The sequence below is a fragment of the Paenibacillus sp. OAE614 genome (genome assembly GCF_040546645.1).
Lineage (GTDB): Bacteria > Bacillota > Bacilli > Paenibacillales > Paenibacillaceae > Paenibacillus_AQ > Paenibacillus_AQ favisporus.
On sequence record NZ_JBEPOD010000001.1, the window covers coordinates 102,559 to 123,561 of the forward strand.

26 protein-coding genes are annotated in these 21,003 nt (G+C 54.7%); 20 read left to right on the forward strand and 6 right to left on the reverse strand.

Annotation, left to right across the window (positions count from 1 at the left end):
• Window position 1: 1 nt before the first annotated feature.
• The 4 genes from ABIE48_RS00480 (at window position 2) to ABIE48_RS00495 (ending at window position 2,679) form a co-directional block, all read left to right on the forward strand.
• Window positions 2–340 (forward strand): STAS domain-containing protein, encoded by a 339-nt coding sequence (locus ABIE48_RS00480; protein WP_076176095.1) that lies wholly within the window; start codon window positions 2–4, stop codon window positions 338–340.
• An 18-nt stretch (window positions 341–358) separates the two neighbouring features.
• The gene (rsbW, locus tag ABIE48_RS00485; RefSeq protein ID WP_076176092.1) at window positions 359–811 is read left to right on the forward strand and encodes an anti-sigma B factor RsbW; all 453 of its coding nucleotides are present in this window, start codon (window positions 359–361) and stop codon (window positions 809–811) included.
• Window positions 808–1,578: a sigma-70 family RNA polymerase sigma factor gene (locus ABIE48_RS00490; protein ID WP_076176089.1), complete on the forward strand. Its 771-nt coding sequence runs from the start codon at window positions 808–810 to the stop codon at window positions 1,576–1,578. Before rsbW ends, ABIE48_RS00490 begins: the two co-directional genes overlap by 4 nt.
• A 132-nt stretch (window positions 1,579–1,710) precedes the next feature.
• Window positions 1,711–2,679: a magnesium transporter CorA family protein gene (locus ABIE48_RS00495; protein WP_192717515.1), complete on the forward strand. Its 969-nt coding sequence runs from the start codon at window positions 1,711–1,713 to the stop codon at window positions 2,677–2,679.
• Between the two features lie 134 nt (window positions 2,680–2,813).
• On the opposite strand, the gene ABIE48_RS00500 is transcribed toward ABIE48_RS00495, so the two are convergent.
• Entirely contained in the window at window positions 2,814–3,167 is a 354-nt protein-coding gene (locus ABIE48_RS00500) for a DoxX family protein (protein WP_116234411.1), read from the reverse strand.
• 149 nt (window positions 3,168–3,316) lie between these two features.
• On the opposite strand from ABIE48_RS00500, the gene ABIE48_RS00505 reads away from it, so the two are divergent.
• The gene (locus ABIE48_RS00505; RefSeq protein ID WP_145029849.1) at window positions 3,317–3,658 is read left to right on the forward strand and encodes a winged helix-turn-helix transcriptional regulator; all 342 of its coding nucleotides are present in this window, start codon (window positions 3,317–3,319) and stop codon (window positions 3,656–3,658) included.
• 135 nt (window positions 3,659–3,793) lie between these two features.
• Here ABIE48_RS00505 and ABIE48_RS00510 read toward each other — a convergent pair whose 3' ends face one another.
• The 3 genes from ABIE48_RS00510 to ABIE48_RS00520 form a co-directional block, all read right to left on the reverse strand.
• Window positions 3,794–4,120, reverse strand: a complete 327-nt coding sequence (locus tag ABIE48_RS00510) for a DUF5665 domain-containing protein (RefSeq protein WP_105445284.1) — start codon at window positions 4,118–4,120, stop codon at window positions 3,794–3,796.
• Between the two features lie 102 nt (window positions 4,121–4,222).
• Window positions 4,223–4,663, reverse strand: a complete 441-nt coding sequence (locus tag ABIE48_RS00515; RefSeq protein WP_192717516.1) for a YtxH domain-containing protein — start codon at window positions 4,661–4,663, stop codon at window positions 4,223–4,225.
• Between the two features lie 37 nt (window positions 4,664–4,700).
• Window positions 4,701–4,958, reverse strand: coding sequence for a GlsB/YeaQ/YmgE family stress response membrane protein (locus tag ABIE48_RS00520; protein WP_076176073.1), 258 nt, complete (start codon window positions 4,956–4,958; stop codon window positions 4,701–4,703).
• A gap of 333 nt (window positions 4,959–5,291) precedes the next feature.
• On the opposite strand from ABIE48_RS00520, the gene ABIE48_RS00525 reads away from it, so the two are divergent.
• Together ABIE48_RS00525 and ABIE48_RS00530 are read left to right on the forward strand one after the other, a co-directional pair.
• A complete protein-coding gene (locus ABIE48_RS00525) occupies window positions 5,292–6,299 on the forward strand; it encodes an asparaginase (protein ID WP_192717517.1) in 1,008 nt (335 codons plus the stop codon).
• A gap of 208 nt (window positions 6,300–6,507) precedes the next feature.
• Window positions 6,508–7,242 carry a pirin family protein gene (locus ABIE48_RS00530; protein ID WP_145029863.1) on the forward strand — a complete coding sequence of 245 codons (735 nt, stop codon included), beginning with the start codon at window positions 6,508–6,510 and terminating at the stop codon, window positions 7,240–7,242.
• 98 nt (window positions 7,243–7,340) lie between these two features.
• On the opposite strand, the gene ABIE48_RS00535 is transcribed toward ABIE48_RS00530, so the two are convergent.
• Entirely contained in the window at window positions 7,341–7,565 is a 225-nt protein-coding gene (locus ABIE48_RS00535; protein ID WP_076176065.1) for a DUF1128 domain-containing protein, read from the reverse strand.
• Between the two features lie 173 nt (window positions 7,566–7,738).
• Here ABIE48_RS00535 and yyaC point away from each other — a divergent pair, with 173 nt between their 5' ends.
• From yyaC to ABIE48_RS00560, 5 genes are all read left to right on the forward strand, one after another.
• Entirely contained in the window at window positions 7,739–8,317 is a 579-nt protein-coding gene (yyaC, locus tag ABIE48_RS00540) for a spore protease YyaC (protein WP_145029866.1), read from the forward strand.
• 92 nt (window positions 8,318–8,409) lie between these two features.
• A complete protein-coding gene (locus tag ABIE48_RS00545) occupies window positions 8,410–9,204 on the forward strand; it encodes an alpha/beta fold hydrolase (RefSeq protein WP_145029868.1) in 795 nt (264 codons plus the stop codon).
• Between the two features lie 193 nt (window positions 9,205–9,397).
• Window positions 9,398–10,051 (forward strand): DUF6483 family protein, encoded by a 654-nt coding sequence (locus ABIE48_RS00550; protein WP_192717518.1) that lies wholly within the window; start codon window positions 9,398–9,400, stop codon window positions 10,049–10,051.
• 39 nt (window positions 10,052–10,090) lie between these two features.
• The gene (locus ABIE48_RS00555; RefSeq protein ID WP_192717519.1) at window positions 10,091–11,299 is read left to right on the forward strand and encodes a class I SAM-dependent methyltransferase; all 1,209 of its coding nucleotides are present in this window, start codon (window positions 10,091–10,093) and stop codon (window positions 11,297–11,299) included.
• Window positions 11,300–12,029: 730 nt separating this feature from the next.
• Window positions 12,030–13,556 (forward strand): O-antigen ligase family protein, encoded by a 1,527-nt coding sequence (locus ABIE48_RS00560; RefSeq protein WP_354520551.1) that lies wholly within the window; start codon window positions 12,030–12,032, stop codon window positions 13,554–13,556.
• Between the two features lie 184 nt (window positions 13,557–13,740).
• Here the strand turns inward: ABIE48_RS00560 and ABIE48_RS00565 are convergent, their stop codons facing one another.
• On the reverse strand, window positions 13,741–14,052 hold the full coding sequence (locus ABIE48_RS00565; protein ID WP_116234426.1) for a dehydrogenase: 312 nt from the start codon (window positions 14,050–14,052) through the stop codon (window positions 13,741–13,743).
• A 148-nt stretch (window positions 14,053–14,200) separates the two neighbouring features.
• Here ABIE48_RS00565 and uptA point away from each other — a divergent pair, with 148 nt between their 5' ends.
• From uptA to ABIE48_RS00605, 8 genes are all read left to right on the forward strand, one after another.
• Entirely contained in the window at window positions 14,201–14,815 is a 615-nt protein-coding gene (uptA, locus tag ABIE48_RS00570; RefSeq protein ID WP_076176260.1) for an undecaprenyl phosphate transporter UptA, read from the forward strand.
• Window positions 14,815–15,381 carry a thioredoxin family protein gene (locus ABIE48_RS00575; protein ID WP_145029876.1) on the forward strand — a complete coding sequence of 189 codons (567 nt, stop codon included), beginning with the start codon at window positions 14,815–14,817 and terminating at the stop codon, window positions 15,379–15,381. Before uptA ends, ABIE48_RS00575 begins: the two co-directional genes overlap by 1 nt.
• Before the next feature lie 9 nt (window positions 15,382–15,390).
• The gene (locus ABIE48_RS00580) at window positions 15,391–16,017 is read left to right on the forward strand and encodes an MBL fold metallo-hydrolase (RefSeq protein ID WP_192717521.1); all 627 of its coding nucleotides are present in this window, start codon (window positions 15,391–15,393) and stop codon (window positions 16,015–16,017) included.
• A gap of 286 nt (window positions 16,018–16,303) precedes the next feature.
• The gene (locus ABIE48_RS00585; protein WP_076176040.1) at window positions 16,304–16,687 is read left to right on the forward strand and encodes an ATPase; all 384 of its coding nucleotides are present in this window, start codon (window positions 16,304–16,306) and stop codon (window positions 16,685–16,687) included.
• Window positions 16,688–17,167: 480 nt separating this feature from the next.
• Window positions 17,168–17,455 carry an Asp-tRNA(Asn)/Glu-tRNA(Gln) amidotransferase subunit GatC gene (gatC, locus tag ABIE48_RS00590; protein WP_076176038.1) on the forward strand — a complete coding sequence of 96 codons (288 nt, stop codon included), beginning with the start codon at window positions 17,168–17,170 and terminating at the stop codon, window positions 17,453–17,455.
• Between the two features lie 30 nt (window positions 17,456–17,485).
• A complete protein-coding gene (gatA, locus tag ABIE48_RS00595; RefSeq protein ID WP_145029880.1) occupies window positions 17,486–18,943 on the forward strand; it encodes an Asp-tRNA(Asn)/Glu-tRNA(Gln) amidotransferase subunit GatA in 1,458 nt (485 codons plus the stop codon).
• Between the two features lie 33 nt (window positions 18,944–18,976).
• The gene (gene gatB, locus ABIE48_RS00600) at window positions 18,977–20,416 is read left to right on the forward strand and encodes an Asp-tRNA(Asn)/Glu-tRNA(Gln) amidotransferase subunit GatB (protein ID WP_076176032.1); all 1,440 of its coding nucleotides are present in this window, start codon (window positions 18,977–18,979) and stop codon (window positions 20,414–20,416) included.
• A gap of 96 nt (window positions 20,417–20,512) precedes the next feature.
• The gene (locus ABIE48_RS00605) at window positions 20,513–20,983 is read left to right on the forward strand and encodes a GNAT family N-acetyltransferase (protein WP_192717522.1); all 471 of its coding nucleotides are present in this window, start codon (window positions 20,513–20,515) and stop codon (window positions 20,981–20,983) included.
• Window positions 20,984–21,003: the final 20 nt, after the last annotated feature.

The window sequence follows — 21,003 nt, forward strand, 5'->3', positions numbered from 1 at the left end:
TATGAATACGAATAAGAACGAAAAATTCAATGCAACGACAGAACGCCATGAAGGTTCCTGCACGGTCTACCTGAGCGGGGAACTGGATTTATCGGTGGCGCCCGACTTCAGGCTTGTCATGGAACCGCTTGTTGGGGATTCCGAAATCGATCTAGTGATTAACTTGAAGGATCTGAAATATATCGATAGCACAGGGATCGGCATTCTATTGTCCATATTGAAGGCCAGACATGGGATGGATGCCCGTTTTGTTGTGGAAGAGGTTCCTTCCCAAATCCAAAGGCTGTTTGACATGACGGGTATTGCGAAGTTTTTTGCCGCGAGTAGGAATTCCCAATAGGAAAGGATCGAAGACAGTATGAATGCTGAAGTTCAAAAAGTCGTAATAACATTACCGGCCAATGCTGATTTTGTAGATATCGTAAGATTGAACTTGTATGGAATCGCATCGAAGATGGGTTTTTCTTATGAGGACATTGAAGATATGAAGGTAGCCGTATCGGAAGCTTGTAACAACTCCGTTTTGTATGCTTATGGTCAGGAAGGCGGCATGGTGGAAGTAACGTTCGAAATCGGCAATGACCAATTGTCCATCAAGGTCAAGGACGACGGGGAGAGCTTTGACCGGATGAACCGTACCGAAAACACCGTGACATTGCATGACAAAGACCTTCATGATGTGGAAATCGGGGGACTCGGCTTCTACTTGATGGAGGCGCTCATGGACGATGTGATGGTAGATAATGAGGCCGGACGCGGCACCCAGGTGGTTATGACCAAACGGCTCATGAGAAGTGAGGAGAAAGTATGAACGATAAGGTGACTCCCCCCGAGTCCATGAGCGAGGCGGTCGGTCTGATCTGGGAATACCAGCAGACGAAAGACAACGATATCGCCACCGTGCTTATCCAAAAATATGAACCGATGGTCAAGATGGCCGCGGGTAAAATCGCCCGTAACCGCCCGGACCTCTACGAGGACTTGTACCAGGTCGGCCAGATGGCTCTGATCCGGCTGCTGCAGCAGTATGACATCAGCTTGGGCATTCCGTTTGAACCGTATGCTATGAAGAGCATGATCGGGCATATGAAAAACTTTTTACGGGATAAGTCCTGGTATATCCAGGTTCCAAGAAGGATCAAAGAGAAGGGCGCACTCGTCCAGCAGGCTATTGATGAGTTAACCGTCAAGCTGGAGCGTTCGCCGGACGTCCGCGAAATCGCCGAATTCCTGGATCTGTCGGTGGAAGAAACGGTAGAGGTCCTGGCCGGACGCGAATGCTACCACTATGTTTCACTGGACTCTCCGCTGTCCCAGGAAGAAACGGGTGCAACGCTCGGTGAACTGATCAGTTCGGACGTCAACGACTATGATTCGGTGGAAAAACGGATGGACCTCCAGCAGGCGATGAGCCAGCTGAAGGAACAGGAGCAGAAAGTGCTGCTGCTTGCCTTCCAGGATGGTGAATCCCAGCGCTCAATCGCCCAGAAGCTGGGGGTTTCCCAGATGAGCGTCTCGCGGATTCAGAAGCGCGCAACGGAAAAGCTGAAAGAAATCATGTCTAATTCATACCAATGACGGACAAGCTTATGTTAGGTAACGAGTCAACCGGAAGTTCGTAAGGACACGCCAGTTCTCCCTTGAGAATATACGGCGTGTCCTTTTTGGTGAACAAAGATATGGATGGTGAGATAGAGGAGGCGGGGTCATATGGCGGCTGAGGTTTCAAGCAATATATTATCTTTTGCGGGCCACTGGACATGGCATGATCTGGTGGTGGAGGACTGGTCATCGGAAGACTTCAGGCAGCTGCAGGAGGCATGCCCCCTGATCGAGGAATGGCTGGAAATCATCCCGAACATCGAACAGAACTATATGTCCGTCCGGTTTCCCAACGGCGTGGATGCCGTCATGTTCGGCACGCTGCCCTACTCGGTCAAAGCGGAAGTGGAGGACAGCGCGCACGTGGACCGGGTTCACTTTTACGTACAGCGCGACAAGCTGATTACGATCAACCTGGATCAGAATACCCGTGAAATCATGGCTACCGAAGAACGTACGGCCATGCTGCACCAATGCCACAGTGCGGTGGACGGCATGTTCGTGCTTGCCCGGACGATTCTGCACTATTTTCATCTCGGGCTGGATCATTTCGAAGCGAACCTCCGCAAGCTGGAGCATGCGATGGAGATGGATAACCAGCGGTATTTGATGGACAAAATTCTGAACTCGCGGTTTGCTTTGCTGTATTGGAGCAATCTGTTCACACCGTTTCAGGAGCTGATCGCGGCTGCCAGAGAGGGGTATTTGGACAAGCTGGAGAACAGCCGGCCGTTCATGCAGCTGCTGCACCGGATCGAGCGGATGGACCGGGCGTTCCGCCATTACGAAGATGAGATTGATACACTGATATCCATCGATGATGCCATTTCGGCGTTCCGCGGCAACGAAATCATGAAGACGCTGACGATCCTGACGGCGATCTTTACTCCGGCAACGGTAGTAGGCGCAATTTGGGGGATGAACTTCGAGAACCTGCCAGGTATCAAGGTGCCGTGGGGATTCGTCGGGATCATGCTGATTACGTTCCTGAGCACCACTATCATGTACCTTTGGATGCACCGGAAGGGATGGACCGGCGATTTGCTCAAGGTCAAATCCAAAAAATCGAAGATCTAGCATCTTGCCGAATATCAAAAACAGGACTCGAGTTAATCGGTTAATCCCGCACGACGGATAGGTCCCCTGCAAGCAGACAAAGGCTGAGTTAGCGCATAGCCGTATGCTTGGAGGGGATTGTTCATTTAACGACGCTACCAGCGGCCGATAACGACTACGATCGCCAGCACCAGAAACACGATATTGATGCCAATCTCTTTATATTCCTTGCGACTCACATGAAAAGCGGCGCCGAGCAGTACAGTCACGGCCAGGCCGAGTGCGGCGATCGGTGTTAATATTGGTGCGATCCCCGTGGCCAAAGGCAAAATCACCCCGAGAACCCCGGCCAATTCCATCAATCCGATCCCCCAAACGAGCGGTTTAGGTACGTCTCCAACCCACGGCCAGGCTGTCCGCGCTTGTTCATGCCGAAACGCCTTCATCCAACCGGAATAGATGAATCCGGCTGCCAAAATTCCTTGCACAATCCAAAGTACAACGTTCATGTCTTCACTGCTCCTTATCCTGGCTCTGTTTCGTCTTCAACCATGGATATATAATAGGGAGTAAGGGTGGGATGATGGAAGTAGGCACTTTAAATAAACGTAGTATCGAAAAATATACCTTAAGCCAATCAAGGGATAGGAGGATGTGCGTGAATACTTATTGTAAGTTTGAAACGGCGCTGGATATCCTGATCGGGAAATGGAAGCCCGTGATTTTGCTCCGTCTGTTGAACCATGGAACGATGCGGTTCAGCGAGCTTCAGAAATCGATCCCGGACATCACGAAGAAAATGCTGACCCAACAGTTAAGGGAACTGGAGTATCACGATATCGTGCATCGTGAGGTCTATAAGGAGATCCCGCCAAGGGTCGAATATTCCATTACAGACTACGGTCAACGCATGACGCCATTGCTGCAGGCGATGAATGACTGGGGAGTCAATCACATTGCTCACCTGCAGGAGCTTTATGGGGAAGAGCGGGCAGAGTGACGGGGCATTTTCTGCATGCGGCATCGTTCAAGGGAGCCTTTCACATAACGTGAGCCGGCACCTTCATAACGCCAAAACGGATGGCCCGGGATACCCCGGAACCATCCGTTTCTTTTTATGCACGTAAACGATCCGTTACTGCGATTTGTATTGGCTGATGTAATCCTGTAGGTTGGCAATGTATTGGCCGATCACCGGCATATCAACAAACAAGCTGAGCAAGTATCCGAGCAGGCCAAGCACCACAAAGGTTCCAAGAGACAGGCCAAGCCCGCGGGACAAGCCTGCCGTAAAGTTGGTGATCAGCCGCTTCTTGGTGTTCGTATAGTTCTCGATCATATCTTGAAGCTCGGACCGCTCCAGGGAATCAGCAATCTGGTCAAGGCGGTTGTTCAGCCTCTTCACTTCGTGCCTTAGCTCAAAAGGATGTTCATCCACGTCATAAGGATTGGCTTTGCTCATCAGAATCCCTTCCTTCTTCAGCCGGTATTCCGGCTTTAATGATCACAGACCTGTGCACGAAAATAGCCAGCTGGTCAGCTGGCTATCGGGTGAATCGGCAGCTTAGTAAGAAGTCTTATTAAGCTCCCGGCGGATATCGCTGGATGCATCGGCTGATTTGTCCATGACATCCTTCGAAGCGCTTTTGACATCGTCTGCAACGTCGCCGGATGTGCTCTTCATGTCATCCGCCACGTCGGCCGAAGCCTGCTTGACGCTTTCCATAATCGTATTTTTGCTTTCGTTGACGGATTTGGCGAGATCGGTCGTCTTGGACGATACCGTCTTGGCCAGATCCGTTGCCTTTTCCGTCACGACGGAGGCCACTTCCTTCGTCTTGTCAGTAACGACGCTCAGCTTGTCGGAGAGATCCCCGCGCAGCTCGCGTCCAGTCTTGGGCGCAAACAGCAGCGCCGCTGCCGCCCCCAGCAAACCTCCGATAAATACGCCCTTCAAGAAGTTGCTTCCGCTTTGAACCGGATATTCCGTCTCTGCTTTATTCATACCAATCACTCCTTATTTATTATTGGTGTATATCAATTTAGGTGGTACGCGAGAACAAGCGGCTGATCAAGCCAAGGATAAAGACGAAGATCGCCGTCCCGAGAATCGCCGGAATTACGGCGAAGTTACCGATGACAGGACCCCAGTCGCCGAACAGCCAAGCTCCAACCCATGCGCCAACAAAGCCAGCGATCATGGCGCCGATCACGCCTCCCGGCATGTTGTGTCCTGCGATGGCATCACCGATAATCCCGATAATGATGGCCATGACGATACTGATGATAATACCCCACATGACGATCGCCTCCTTTTTATAAGGTTTGATAAAATTCTCTAAATGCGGCATACCTGCTGTGACAATGTGTCAACGCGTCGATCTTACTTCGTATATAAACGGTGAGAAATGGTGTGAAACAACAGATGTGAAAAAGGAAGATAATCATCGAAATATGGGGAATGATTTAGAATACATAGGATATTATTAATGAATTGGCTATTTAAGTGGCTTTACAAATATCGTGGAGTGCACATCTTTTTCAAACCGGATATGAGCCTGCAGACAATCAACTTTATTATGCTGTGAATAAGTTGTATCATAGGTAGGCAACAAGAAAAGGAGAGAGGCTGTATGGACGCTTTATTGGTGAAAGAGTATCGGGCCGGAATCGTGGAAAGTACCCATTATGGACATATATGTATTGTAAATGATCAAGGCGAGGTGTACGCGTCGGCGGGCGATCCCCATTTTGTCACCTTTACGCGTTCGGCGGCCAAGCCGCTGCAGGCCATTCCCGGGATCCGGGCGGGGATCGCGGATTATTACGGGCTGACTGAAGAGGAAATCGCCATTATGGCCGCTTCCCATTTGGCAGAACCCCGGCATATCGAAGTGCTGGAGAGCATTCAGCGGAAAATCGGGGTGGAAGAGGAGCAGATGGTGTGCGCGCCGACATATCCTCTAAGTGAAGACAGCAAGGAGCACACCATTCGCGAACAAGGACGCAAGCGGCGACTGTACCACAATTGTTCCGGAAAGCATTTGGGGGTGCTGGGCTACAGCCGGATGCGGCATAACCCGGAGGAAACCTATGCGGAACCGGATCATCCTGCGCAGCGGGAAATTCTGGATGTGATTGCGATGATGAGCGGCATGGAAGCGGAACGGATTGGACTGGGAACGGACGGCTGCGGCTTTCCGGTTTTTGCGCTGCCTTTGTCCGCCATGGCTAACGCTTATGTGAAGCTGGCCTGCCCGGACCTCATTCCGGACGAACCGACGCGGACGGCCGTGAGAACGATCACAGCGGCCATGAACCATTATCCGGCCATGGTCGGCGGAACCCGCCGGGTGGACACATTCATTTTGCAGGACCCGAACATTGTCGCCAAAGGCGGCTTCAAAGGTGTGTACTGTTTCGGTCTGAAAAAAGAGCGGCTCGGCATCGCCCTGAAAATACTGGACGGATCGGAAGAAGAATGGGGCTGGGTGGTCGAATCCATTCTCCAGCAGATCGGGTATGATAACCGCCGTCTTTTGGAGGGCCTGCGATCCGAATTTACCAAAGACATCTACAATGATGCCGGCCGGAAGGTGGGTCACGCCGAAACCGTATTTACGCTGGAGCGGTCCCGCTAGAGGCAGAGGTTCCTGTCTGGATTGATATATAGAAGTAAATGAATGCCCTTGAAGGAAATCCTTGGCCCCCGCTGCGTGCAGTGAGGGGCTTTTTCATGCCCATGCCGTCTTTGGCGGCTAGAACGAGGGTGGGCTGATTAGCCCTTCGAAGTTGGGGGTAAGAATTACATATTCCAATAACATATGCAGTTCATGGAGGTGGATGGAAATGATTAAAGTAGTGACTTCAGCGGAGCGCCATACGTCGGAGCGGGGATGGATCCACAGCGAATTCAGCTTTTCGTTTGCCGATTATGATGATCCGAGCAATGCGCATTTTGGCTGCTTATTGGCCCATAACGACAATCAGCTAAGTCCGAAACAAGGCTTTAAGAAACATCCTCATCATGATTTGGAAATCGTCAGCTACGTCATCTCCGGCACGCTTGAACATAGTGACGACATGGGAAATCAGGTTCAGCTGCCGGCGGGGACCGTTCAAGCCATGAGCGCAGGGTCCGGTGTTATGCACTCCGAGACCAATCCGTCGGAAGAGGAACCGGTCCGCTTTCTGCAAATGTGGTTCCTGCCGTCCACACCGGGCCACAGGCCCGGATGGAAAGCTCACCATTTTCCGAGGGAGGACAGGCTCAACAAGCTGGTTCCGCTTGTCAGCGGATCGGCGGAAGGATTGCCGAAGTCCCCGGATGCGCTTCAGATCCATGCCGACGTGTCCATCTGTTTTCCGATCCTGGAGACCGGGCAGGAATTGGTGTTCCCGCAGAAAGAGGACCGCAGGACGTTTCTGTTCCTGATTTCGGGTCACCTGGAAATCGGCTGCGACGACGGGACATTCCATCTGGAGCCCGGAGACTCGGCCAGGGTAAAAAAATCATGCGATCTTCATATTAAAGGAACAAGCAGCGAAGGAGAGTCTGAATTTGTACTGGTGGATATACCTTAATTGCTGTCCCTTGACGGAAAAGCCCCCGGGTGTTCCGGGAATCGACTGATTACAGCGGTTCCGGACATCAGGGGGCTTTCGAAATGTAAAGGGGAGCCTTACGCTTTACGCAGACGTCCCAGCTCTGAGACCAGCGCTTCCACCTCGGAAATACTCAAATTGTCCTTGGACATCACCAGGTCGTAGACGTCCTGAATGTCCTCGTACCGGTCGACGGAGAACGCCGATGCATTCATGGCTGCGCCGCTGGCCATTCTCAGCTTCGTTTTAATGCCTTCAATCATATACTCTATATTTTCAGGTGTCTTTTGGGATAAATCCATGTCAAGCGCCCATCCTTTCCTGTGCCTAAGCTTGTGTTCTATTGTAGCATGTCTTCACGTCCGTTACTCTGTTTTTTTGTCCCATCCAGAAGCTCCCGTTTTCCAACCGGATCATTTTGCAGTAAAATCATTCTATCGAATGAAGAATGAACGAAGCAGGGAGGAGGCCAGGCATGTCATTTCAAGATCCCCACCACATCCGCGGGACCAAACGCAGCAAGCAGATGAACGCGCAGGGGCTGACCGCGTTTTTCAGGCAGATTCATGAACGCCATCCGCTGGATAAAATCACTTTTGTGTGTATCGGCACCGACCGGTCCACCGGGGATGCCCTCGGCCCGCTGACGGGAAGCGAACTGGTCCTATACGGCGTCCCGAATGTCATCGGCACGCTGTCCTCTCCTTGCGACGCGCACAATTTGGAATCGGCCATCGCAGAGATACCGGCGGACCATACCGTTGTAGCGGTGGACGCCTGTCTGGGACATCCGGGTTCGGTCGGAAGCTACTTGCTGTCGGACGAGCCGCTGCTCCCCGCCAGATCGGTGGGCCTTATGCTGCCGGCCGTCGGGCATTACAGCGTGGCGGCCGTCGTCAATGTCAACGGGCCGCGGCCGTATTCGACGCTGCAGATGACCTCGCTGTACCAGGTCATGTCGATGGCCGGCCAGATCGCGTCTGCCGCGGCGGAAGGATTCGGACTCAGCGGGGCGGAGGCAGAGGCCCGTTTCAAGTTATGGCCTTTGGCTTAATAATATACATAATTAATATATGCTTCATTTTTGCAAATCTATTACGATCATACCGGCGAAATTCAAGCTGATATAGAAAGAAGGATGTCATCATGGAAAAATTGATTTGTGACGGTCATACCCTTTGTTACACCGATCATGGCCAAGGTGAGCCGATTGTGCTGCTCCACGGCTTCTGCGGAAGCTCCGAATACTGGGATCTTTTGGTTCCGCTGCTGTCGGGCAGCCACCGGTGCATCGCGGTCGATCTGCGCGGCCATGGGCACTCGGACGCCCCGCTCGGCGCCTACTCGCTGGAGCAGATGGCGGATGACGTCCTGAAGCTGCTGGACGAGCTCGACCTGCCGAAGGTGACGCTGCTCGGCCACTCGATGGGCGGGTATGTGACGCTATCCTTCGCACAGCGTTACGCATCGCGGCTGAACGGATTCGGCCTCATCCATTCTACGGGCTATCCGGATACCGAGGAAGGCAAGGAGAAGCGCCTGAAGGCAGTCAGCACGATCCAGACGGAAGGCGTTACCGCATTTATCGACGGGTTGATCCCCGGGCTGTTTGCACCTGATGCAGACCAGACTCATCCCGAGCTGATCCAACGGGCCAAGGAAATTGGTTATTTGACACCGCCGCAGGGAGCGGCGGGGGCCGCCCTCGCCATGCGGGAGCGCCCGGACCGGCGGGACGTCATGTCGGCGACGGTGCTGCCGCTGCTTCTGGTTGCCGGAGAATATGACAGCGTCGCGCCGCCGGAGAGGGTGTTCACGGTGGATAAGCCGAACGTGACCCAAGCCGTGATCCAAGGGGCGGGCCACATGAGTATGATGGAAGCCCCGAAGGAACTGGCGCGGGTAATCCTTCAATATATGCAGCAAACGAAAAACGCATAATCCGTATTACTCAACCGGAAGCCGGACCCAGGCTTCCGGCTTTTTCTTTTCCCCGGGTCTATCCTATGCCGGCTCCGGTCTGGCCCTTCCCTTTTGCTGATGAGTCCTGCAAGAACTGGCTTTGACCTCCCGAATGCCTTACAATCAAAGGGAAGCTGACAAGCTGATCTGAAGGAAGGACGGAGGATGATCCATGTTCCGCAAAGATTACCTCGTACAGATTGTTGAAGATATGGTCGAAATGGTTGGTAAAGTGTTCGGATTGAAACAGCAGAAAAAATATGCCGAAGCCCTATGGGAAATCGACGATCTGCTCAGCAAGAACTTCCGTCTCAATACCCGTCTGCTAAATTCCTTATCCGTAGAAGATATTATTGATATGTTTCGCCTGGGCGGCGGCGTGGAGGCTGACAAGCTGCAGACCGTAGCCCGGCTCCTGCAGGAGGAAGGCGGCGTGTACAAAGACATGGGAGAAGCGGATGAGGCGCTCAGACGTTTCATGAAATCGCTCCACCTCTATATATACGCCGACCAGAACGGGGCCCAGCGCTCCATGCTGCAGCTGCAGGACCGCGTGGCGGAGCTGAAGGACGAAGTGAAGGGATACCGTCTTCCGGTCAAGACCGAGAAGATTCTGCTGTCCTACGAGGAGAAGGAAGGCCGGTTCGACGAAGCCGAGAACGTGCTCTTCCGGCTGCTCGATCAGCGGGAAATCACGGAAGAAGAAGGTGTTTCCTTCTATGAAAGGCTGCTTGAACGGGAAGACGAAGCCCTGAATCAAGGAGGGCTCCCGCGCAGCGAAGTGCTGGAAGGCATGGAGACGCTGCGGCGCAGGATCAATGCCTGAAGCGAGCCTTATCTTAAGTTGAAAGCGAGATGTACTCTCTTGGAAGCATTACGCAAATTGATTCACGACATCATCGGGGAGTCGACTTTGATTACTGCGACGTTAAGCCAGCTTCGCAAACGTGAGGGAATTTTTTTCACCAAAGTCCAGATCAAACCCGTGGAATTAAAGAAAAAAGTGCATTACCAGCTGGCTTATGTTCATCCCAACAAAGTGGTGCATCAGAATCTGACGGCCGCAGAGGCCGAGCAGACGATCATAGAGCTGTTCGAGCAGACCTTCCGGCAGGCGCTGATCTGCACGCCCGAGGCGGATTACCAGATTCTGATCAGCAAAAAATATAAAGTATCGATCCTGACCAAGTCCCCGACCAAAACGACGGCGGATCTGGCGCATAACCGCAAGAAGCAGTACGTGCTGGAAGAAGGGGAACCCGTACCCTTCCTGGTCGAGCTCGGCATCATGAACGAGCAGGGCAAGGTGCTTGCCCGCAAATACGATAAGTTCAAACAGATTAACCGCTTCCTGGAAATGGTCGAGGACATCCTTCCCTCTCTTCCTGACAGCCGCCCGATCACCATCGTAGATTTTGGCTGCGGCAAATCGTACCTGACCTTCGCTCTCTATCACTATTTGGCGGTCCAGGAGCGAAGGGTGCTGAATGTTGTCGGATTGGATCTGAAGGCGGATGTCATCGAACACTGCAGTATGCTGGCGAAAAAGCTCGAATATCAAAATTTGCGGTTTCTGGTCGGTGACATTGCGGATTATGACGAATTGGAGCAGGTCGATATGGTCGTCACGCTGCATGCCTGCGACACGGCGACCGATGCCGCGCTCGAGAAGGCGGTCCGCTGGAACGCCCAGGTCATCTTGTCGGTTCCGTGCTGCCAGCATGAGTTGTTCTCCCAGGTGAAGAACGACGCCCTGTCACCGCTCCTGTCGCACGGCATCCTGAAAGAACGCTTCTCGGCGCTCGCGACCGATGCCATTCGGGCCAAACTGCTGGACTTGATGGGATACAAGACACAGCTTCTGGAATTCATCGATCTGGAGCATACGCCCAAGAACATTTTGATCCGCGCGGTCAAAGGCAGCAGCGGCAGCCGGGATCAATTGTGGAAGGAGTATACCGCCTTCCGCGATTTGCTCAGCGCTTCTCCTTACTTGGAGAAGGCATGTGCCGATTTGCTGCCCGAAGGCTCACTCCGGCAGGAGCAGGAAGAGAATGGCACCCGCCAATCGTAAACAAAAATGCGGTTCAAATAGGCAGACGATTATGAAGCGCAGCTTCCATGATCGCAGTGCACAGGACGAAGGCTCGGCTTTTGGGCTCCCCGTTTCGGCAAGTTAGCTTGGGGAAATACTGGCTAACAGAACCAGGATACGGGAGCGTGAGGAGTAGAGCATGAAAGAGTGTGCACGGTGGATAATGGGGGCTGCGCTGTTTGCCGTGATGGGGGCTGCGGTCTGGCGTTCCGGCTTGTATTTTTCGGCGGATCTATACCCGGTTTGGCTCGGCTTTGGCCTATTTTGCGCCGGGGCGGGCGGATGGGGGCTGTACCGGTTTAGCCGGGGCCAGACAGCCGAACGGCAACTGCTGAACCGAGTGGCCGAAGCGCCGCCGCTTGTGGGTTGGGTGCTGTGCAGCCCGTTTCTGATGATGCTTCTCTATGCCGTTCACGGGGCGATCGGTTCCGTATCCGTGCTCGGGGACGGGAATCAGGCGCTGCGCTGGGCGCTGTATGGGTCGTTCATGGTGTTGGCCTGGGTGCAGGGTTCGGACAAAAGGGGAAGGCTTGTGCTTACGGCGGTGTGGCACATGACCGGAGGTCTTCTTGCTATGACGGCGCTGCTGTCGGTGTACGGGTGGTTCCCGCTGCCTTATGCGATCGCCTATACGGCGGATCCCGAGGTCAGCGCCACCGGCGCGCGGCTGGCAGGCATGCTGCAGTATCCCAACACGTTCGGCGCCGTGATGGCGTTGTTTCTGCTCGAGCGGCTGTTCGCGCTCGGCCCGCTGCTGCAGCGGCAGCCGGCAGCACCGCCCGGCCGCGTGCTCCTCGGCAGCCTGCCGCTGCTGCCGTACGCCGCCGCGCTCCTCCTTAGCGAGTCGCGCGGCGCCTGGCTGGCGGCCGGCGCGGCATGCGCCGCCGGCCTGCTGATGGAGCGGCGGCGCATGGCCGCGCCGCTCGTGCTCGCCGCCGCGCCCCTGGCCGGCGCGGCGCTGCTGTACCGCCAGCTGGCCGCGGCCAAGCTGGCGGCGGAGCCGTGGCCCGGCCTGCTCACGCTGGCCGGGCTGTGGGCCGGCAGCATGCTTGCCGGCCGATGGCTCCTGCGCCTGAGCGGCGAAGCCGCAGGCGCGGGGCGCCGCCGCCTGGGCACGGCGGCAGGCGGCATGCTGCTGGCCGTCGGTGCCGCCGTGGTCTTCGGCACCGTGCGGGAGCGCATCGTGCACAAGTTCGGCACGATGTCCGCCCGCCAGGCGATGGTCCAAGACGCCTGGGCGCTGGTGAAAGAGGCCCCCTGGCTGGGCCAAGGGGGCGATACGTGGCGCTTGTCCTACCGCGCAGTTCAATCGTCTCCCTATGTCGGGAGCCAAATGCACAGCGGGTACGTGGATGTGCTGCTGAACACAGGGCTCGTCGGATTCGTCCTGCTGACCGCCATGCTGGCCGCCGCCGGACTGCTGATCTTCAGAAGGCGCCGCCGCCTGCTGCCTTCCTACATCGCGTTCCTCCTGCACGGCGCAGTCGATATCGATTGGAGCTACGGGATGGTGTGGCTGCTGTTTTTCCTGCTTGCTGCCCAGGCTGCGTCGGAGCCTTCCTCCGTGGGGAAGAAGACCGGCGGCGTTCTAGCTTCACCGCCGGAGCGCATCCGCAGGCACGTCCCCGCGCTACTGTCCCTCTGGATTGTCATCGCTGTAGGGAGCTCCTGCCTGGCGTACCGCGGCTATATGGGCCACGCCGAGCATATGCAGGCGCTGAGAAGCCGCGACAGCCAGGCGGCAGCGGCCCGCCTTGCCTCATCGCTGCGGTGGAATCCGGCGGACTATTCGGCCGCCCTGGATTTGGCCGGGCTTGTCCCGCCCCCTGCAGCCGAGGCCATCCTCCGCCGCAGCCTCGCCTATACGCCGCATCATCCCGGGCTGCTGTGGGCTCTGGCCGACAATGCCGGCCGGCGGGGCGATGCGGGAGAGGCTATTTATTGGACCGGCGCTGCGCTCCGCCAGGATAAATACAATGCAGGGGAGCGGACGCGCAGCTTGGAGTGCCTGCTGCAGCTCGCGCGGGCCGAGTATACCGCCGGGCATGAAACGGAGGCCCGGCGCATCGCCCGCTTTGGCTTCGGGCTGTACCACGATTATGCCCGCGCTGCGGAGGACACCCGGCTCCGGGTCATTCGTAATGACCGGGAGTTTGCCCTAACGTTCGAGGCCAGGGAATGGGGCAGGCAGCTTGCGGCATTGTCCGGTGTGAGGGCTCGATGGACGGTGGAATGACAGTATGCGGGGAGCCGGATGCAAACGGTTCGGCCGCTTCCTGGTTTGTGGTCACTGCTTTCCCTTCTCCTAGTGTGCGTAGGTGTTTTTCCTTGCGGCGCTGAAATGGGGGACAGCCGTAATGAAGCCCGGCTGCCCCGATGGTGCGCGTTGCCCGATGGCTGTTAGATGGGTGGACCAAGCGTTACCCGCCGTAAGCGTCACGGAACGCGCTGCTGAGCCTGCCCGGATCCAGCTGCCACAGTTCGGCGAGCTCCGGACAGACTTCTTTGTCCCACCAGTCGCACTGCACCTTGCGGTTGCTCCGGTTTTCATGAATCCATAGGAGGTTGCCTACCACCTTGCGGTAGTACATCGCTTCCCCCTGTTTGACCAGATCTGCCGGAATATGCACCTTCATTCGCTTGATCGCCCGGTAGAGCTCGTTGCTGCATTTCCTGCGGATGCCGCGTGCCGTTGGCAGAGCGGCCTTTTTGTTTTGCGGGATCTGGGGCATCTGACTCACTCCTTTATCCACACCATATGCTGCTTTTTTACGTGAAGACACCGGCGGGAGCAGATTGGGCACCAAGTAGAAGTCATGTCCATCCCTGTGCTAGAATAGCTTTGAAGTAGAAGAGTACATTGGGGAAGTGGGGGCCAGCGTGCATTTTATATCGGATATCATTAATCAGTTATTTGACTGGATTCAAAGTCTGGGCTATTTCGGAATTATGCTGGGTCTGATGATCGAGGTTATTCCCAGCGAGATCGTGCTGGCGTACGGAGGGTTTCTGGTGTCGTCGGGCCATATCAACTATATCGGCGCGGTTGTTTTTGGAACGGTCGGCGGCGTGATCGCGCAGCTGTTCATCTATTGGATCGGCCGCTACGGAGGACGCCCGGTGCTGGAGAAGTACGGGAAATATATTTTCATTCATAAAAAACATATCGATTACGCGGAGGAATGGTTCAACAAATACGGGACAGGCGTCATTTTCACGGCCCGGTTCATCCCGGTAGCAAGGCATGCCATTTCCATCCCTGCAGGTATCTCCCGGATGAATCTCGGACGGTTTACGCTGCTGACCACCCTGGCTGTCATTCCTTGGTCCGCATTGTTTGTATATCTTGGTTACCTGCTCGGAGACCAGTGGAAAAATATCGATGAGAAGGCGGCTCCATACATAACGCCGATTCTGCTCATTGCGCTGGCGCTGCTGATCGTGTATTTTCTGATTAAATGGATCAATAACAGAAGGAAGAGAGGCGTTCACTAATGGCTAAAAATGTGGCAGATTATTTGAATCGCGGGATTTCCCCCGAACAGTTCGTGAGCGGCATGCAGAAAAACCAGGAGGCTTTCAAGAACGGTTACGAGCAGTTTACGTGGAGCGATGAAGGCGACAAGGAGTTTTTTGAAAGCCTGAAGTTTCGCGACGACCTCCGCGTGCTGATCCTGGCTGCCGATTGGTGTGGTGACGTTGTTCGCAACGTTCCGGTCGTATTCCGGGCGCTGGAAGCGGCGGAAATTCCGGTCGAGGTGTTTATTCTGGAAGAGAATTTTGATTTGATGGACCAGTATTTGACGATGGGCGGCCGGAGTGTGCCTGTGGTCATTTTTGCGGATACAGGCGGATACGTCTTGGGCACCTGGGGGCCGCGTCCGGCTCACGTTCAAAAGTTCATGGTCGAATTCAAACAGAACAATCCGGACCGGGAAGCTGCCGACTATCAGGACAACCTGGCGGTTACCCGCAAACAGATCGTCGACGCTTACGGGGAAGGAACGGGCTTTCACGCCTCGATCATCAAAGAGCTGCGTGAACTGATTTCCGGATTTTGATCTGAGGCCATGCTGAACATCCGATCCTTTAGCCTCGGGCCGCTGGAAACCAATTGTTATGTCCTGACCGGCGACGATCCCGGCCGCGCCATTATCATTGATCCCGGCATGAATCCCGCTCCGCTGATCCGGCACATTGAGGGTCTCGAGATCGAAGCCATTCTGCTGACCCATGCCCATTTCGACCATATGGGCGGCGTCGATGAAGTACGCAAGCTGACCAAGGCGCCGGTATATCTTCATGACCTGGAAAGCGATTGGCTGGTGAACCCGAAGATGAACGGTTCGCAGAACTGGCCGCAGGTAACTCCGCCGCTGACGACCGATCCCGCGGAATACAGCCTGGATGATGGCCAGCAGCTGCAGCTGATCGGCCGCACGTTTACCGTCTACCATACGCCTGGACATTCGCCCGGAAGCGTCAGCTTCCTCTGCGGAAACGATCTCTTTTCCGGCGACGTCCTGTTCAAGCTTGGTGTTGGACGAACCGATTTGTACGGAGGAAGAGAAAGGGACCTGCTTGACTCCATCCAAAATACGCTGTTCACGTTCCCGGACGACGTGAAGGTGTATCCCGGCCATGGCCCTAAAACCTCGATTGGTTATGAGCGGGCGAACAATCCCTATGTCCGTTAAGGAGAGATTCGATAGGGAGTCAGCATTTCCGACAATTTCTGAGCAAATTTGTCTGGACAACCGGTTACAAGATTGATACAATGTGATTAATTTGATGAACCTTGTTACTTTCGCGAAGCACGCAAGCTGTGGCCCGATCCCGGTTTGCGTTCTTTTATTTTTGGGAGATTTCATGTTCATCTCACTTTATTTTTCTCCATATATATTTTTTCTTCAGCTTTACATGTCTATGTTTTTCTAGTAGACTATACAGACAAATGAAAGACATACATCTAGGAGGTAGACGATGCTGCAATTAGGGGAGAAAATTGTAATCGTCGCGGACGCCTTTGAGCAGAACCTTCCTATTGGGGAATACGGTTATCTGATTGCCTATGACCGGAACCCGGATAATGCTTTTGATTACGTAATTCGGGTACCGAAGATTAATCGTAACTTTTTCGTGCCATCGAGTGATGTTGAGCCAGAAGAGTTGCTCATACAGCATGAAGTTGAGATGACCACGCGGGAAGCGCTGATCGATTACGCCCTTGCGACATATAACGAGAAGCTGTTTCATCAGATTATGAACGGCGAGCTTGAGCAGGATGAGAAGGAAGAAGAGACTGCGCCTGAAGTGCTCTCCCAGGCGGAATTTATCAAACAGGTAAATCTCCGCGCCTGGATTTAGAGGAGTCGGCTTATTAGCCGGCTCTTTTTTGCGTTTTAAGATATATAGCTGAGCCGAAGGCTGTCGCCATCATTTATTTCAGCTTCTAACTTCGAAGATACGACATCCTTATTCCGCAAGAAAACTTCCGGTTCATGCGGTCTTTCAAATTAGAATGTATGTCGATAGACGTTGAATTGAAAGGTATATCGGCCGGGGCTTAGGCCAAGGAATGATATAAGGCGCAGGCCGGCAACATATCGTGCGTTTCATTTTGACCGGGTGCATTGAATCTTCCCCGGTTCTACAATATAATTAGAAACGTTATCCTGAGGCTTTAATCCTTTAAACACCAGCAGTCTGCAAGGGCATATCCATGCGTTTTTGCGGCTATGGAGCCGCGAATTCCGGGCTGCTTCAGGACAAGCTGCTTCGCTGAATCGGATCCGGATGGAATGCCGCAGGGATGCTTAGATAAGAAGGAACAAGGAGGAACCGCTGATGAGTATTACCAATCAAGACGTTCAGCATGTGGCCAAGCTGGCCCGGCTCAATTTCACACCCGAAGAAGAGCAGATGCTGACCGAGCAGCTGAACGCCATTTTACAATATGCCGAGAAATTGAATGAACTCGATACCGACGGTGTGGAGCCGACGACGCATGTGCTGCATCTCAGCAATGTGATGCGCGAGGATGAAGCGAAAGACAGTCTGCCGATCGAGAAAGTTATGGCCAACGCGCCTGAAGAGGAAGACGGACAATTTAAAGTGCCGGCTGTCTTGGATTAGCGGCTAATCATTGAAGGGAGGAGCATTCATTTGAGCCTGTTTAACCATACATTGCAAGAATTACATAACAAGCTGCATGCCAAGGAGCTGTCCGTGCAGGAGCTTGTTGACCAGTCATTTCAGGTCATCGCCGAGCGGGACGAACGCATCGGGGCTTTTTTGACGTTGAATGAGGAGGAGGCACGGAACACAGCCCGCCGGCTCGACGACAAACTGGCGTCCGGTCAGCCGCGAGGCCTGCTCTTCGGCCTGCCTGCCGGAATTAAGGACAATATCGTGACGGAAGGCTTGCGCACGACTTGTGCCAGCCAGTTCCTGGCGAATTTCAACCCGGTCTATGACGCAACCGTGACGCGCAAGCTGCGTGAGGCGGATGCGGTTACGTTGGGCAAGCTGAATATGGACGAGTTCGCCATGGGCGGCTCGAACGAAAACTCCAGCTTCCGGCCGGTCCGCAATCCGTGGAACCTGGACCGCGTGCCTGGCGGCTCCAGCGGCGGCTCGGCCGCGGCGGTGGCCGCTGGCGAAGCTTACTTTACGCTCGGATCGGACACCGGAGGATCGATCCGCCAGCCTGCGTCCTACTGCGGCGTAGTCGGATTGAAGCCGACTTACGGCCTTGTTTCCCGCTTCGGGCTCGTGGCTTTCGCGTCCTCGCTGGACCAGATCGGCCCGCTGACCAAGAACGTGGAGGACTCCGCTTACGTCCTCCAAGCCATTGCCGGCCATGACCATATGGATTCGACATCAGCAAATGTCGATATTCCGGACTATCTGAGCGCATTGACCGGAGATGTCCGCGGCCTGCGCATCGCGGTGCCGAAGGAGTATATGGGCGAAGGGGTCGACCCGGCCGTGAAAGAGAAAATTCTGGCCGCCTTGAAGGTGCTGGAAGATCTCGGAGCCGTGTGGGAGGAAGTGTCCCTGCCGCATACCGAATACGCGGTTGCAACGTATTATCTTCTCGCCTCGTCGGAGGCGTCTTCCAACCTCGCGCGTTTCGACGGCGTCCGCTACGGCACCCGTGCCGACCATGCGGGCAGCCTGATCGATTTGTACCACGAATCGAGAAGCAAAGGCTTCGGTCCGGAAGTCAAGCGCCGGATTATGCTCGGCACCTACGCGCTGAGCTCGGGTTACTATGACGCCTATTACTTGAAGGCTCAAAAAGCCCGTACGCTTATTAAGCAGGACTTCGACAACGTCTTTGAGAACTACGACATTATTATCGGGCCAACCGCACCGACGACGGCGTTCAAGCTGGGGTCCCAGGTGGACGATCCGCTGACGATGTATCTGAACGATATTTTGACCATTCCGGTCAGCCTCGCCGGCGTCCCCGCGATCAGCGTTCCTTGCGGACTGGCGGACGGGCTGCCGGTCGGCCTGCAGATCATCGGCAAAGCCTTTGACGAATCGACGGTACTGCGCGTCGCCCACGCGTACGAGCAGAACACCGAACATCATAAGCTGCAGCCGAAGCTGTAATCTCAGGCGGGACCAGGAGGGAGCAAGAACAATATGTCATCAACCAAATACGAAACTGTCATTGGACTGGAAGTCCATGTCGAACTGCATACCAAGTCGAAAATTTTCTGCGGCTGCTCCACCGAATTCGGCGCGCCGCCCAACACGCATACGTGCCCGATTTGCCTCGGACATCCCGGCGTACTGCCTGTTCTGAACCGTCAGGCTGTCGACTACGCGATGAAAGCAGCCATGGCGCTGAACTGTACGATCGCCGATGTGAGCAAATTCGACCGTAAAAACTACTTCTATCCCGATTCGCCCAAGGCTTATCAGATTTCCCAGTACGACCAGCCGATCGGCGAGAACGGCTGGATCGACATCGAAGTCGACGGCCGGACCAAACGGATCGGCATTACCCGCCTGCACCTGGAAGAAGATGCTGGCAAGCTGACGCACGTCGACGGAGGATTTGCGTCACTGGTCGACTTTAACCGCGTCGGAACGCCGCTTGTCGAAATCGTGTCCGAACCTGACATTTCGTCGCCGGAAGAGGCGAGGGCCTACCTGGAGAAGCTCCGCGCGATCATGCAGTACTGCGAAGTTTCCGACGTGAAGATGGAGGAAGGCTCCATGCGCTGCGACGCGAATATCAGTATCCGTCCGGTGGGGCAAAAGGAATTCGGCACCCGCGCCGAGCTGAAGAACATGAACTCCTTCCGCGGCGTTCAGCGGGGCCTGGAGTACGAGGAGTACCGCCAGGCGGAAATTTTGGACGACGGCGGCAAAGTTGTGCAGGAGACACGCCGCTGGGACGAGGCCGCCGGCAAGACGCTGTCGATGCGCAGCAAGGAAGAAGCGCATGACTACCGCTATTTCCCGGATCCCGACCTCGTCAGACTTCATATCGATGAAGCTTGGAAGGAGCGCATCCGCGCAACGATTCCCGAGCTTCCGGATGCCCGGCAGGCGCGCTATACTTCCGAATACGGTCTCCCGAGCTATGATGCGGGCGTCATTACATCTTCGAAGCCGCTGGCGGACTTTTTCGAGGACAGCCTGAACTATACAAAGGATGCCAAAGCGGTTTCCAACTGGATTATGGGTGACCTCCTCGGATACTTGAACAGTACCGGCCTGGAGCTGCCAGCCCTCAAAATTACCGGCCGCGGTCTCGGTGAAATGATCGGATTGATCGAGAAGGGCACGATCAGCAGCAAAATCGCCAAAACGGTATTCAAGGAAATGCTCGAATCCGGCAAGCTGCCACAGCAGATCGTCGAGGAAAAAGGACTTGTGCAGATCAGCGACGAAGGTGCGATCAAAACGATCGTCGAGCAGGTTGTCGCGGCAAATCCGCAATCCGTTGAGGACTTTAAGGCGGGCAAGCAGAAAGCGATCGGCTTCCTGGTCGGCCAGGTCATGAAGGAGAGCAAGGGCAAAGCCAACCCTGCGCTTGTCAACAAGCTGCTGGCCGAAATATTGAGCCAATAAAAGCTTGAGCTTCCCTTGGGGCTTGTCCGTGTGACAAGCCCCTTTGATTTAGCATTCATTTTCATTTTCGCGCATGCGCTCGAGGTGGTTCCGAATATGATAAACAGACTGTTTCTGGATGACGAGGACATGGTCGATCAGATCTGGCGTCTGCAGCATATGGCTTACCGGCTGGAGGCGGAGCGGATCGGGTTCCGCGATATTCCGCCGCTGATGGACACCCATGAAACGATACGCAAGTGTAAAGAGGATTTTTACGGATGCTTAAATGAGGATGGAGAACTTATCGGAGCGGTAGCAACGGAGCAGGAAGCACCGGATACGATTACGATCAGCCGGATGATGGTTCATCCCGATCATTTCCGCAAGGGGATTGCGGGCAGCCTGATTCAGCACGTGCTGGATCTTCATCCGGATGTTCCCTTATTCATCGTGTCCACGGGAACCAAAAACACGCCGGCTGTGTCGCTGTACACCAAGTACGGCTTTGTTCCTTTTGACCGGTACGAGGTAGCCCCGGGCGTGGAACTGACGACCTTTCATAGAGCGTCCGATTCGTCACAATAAATACCTCAGCAGAATGGGAG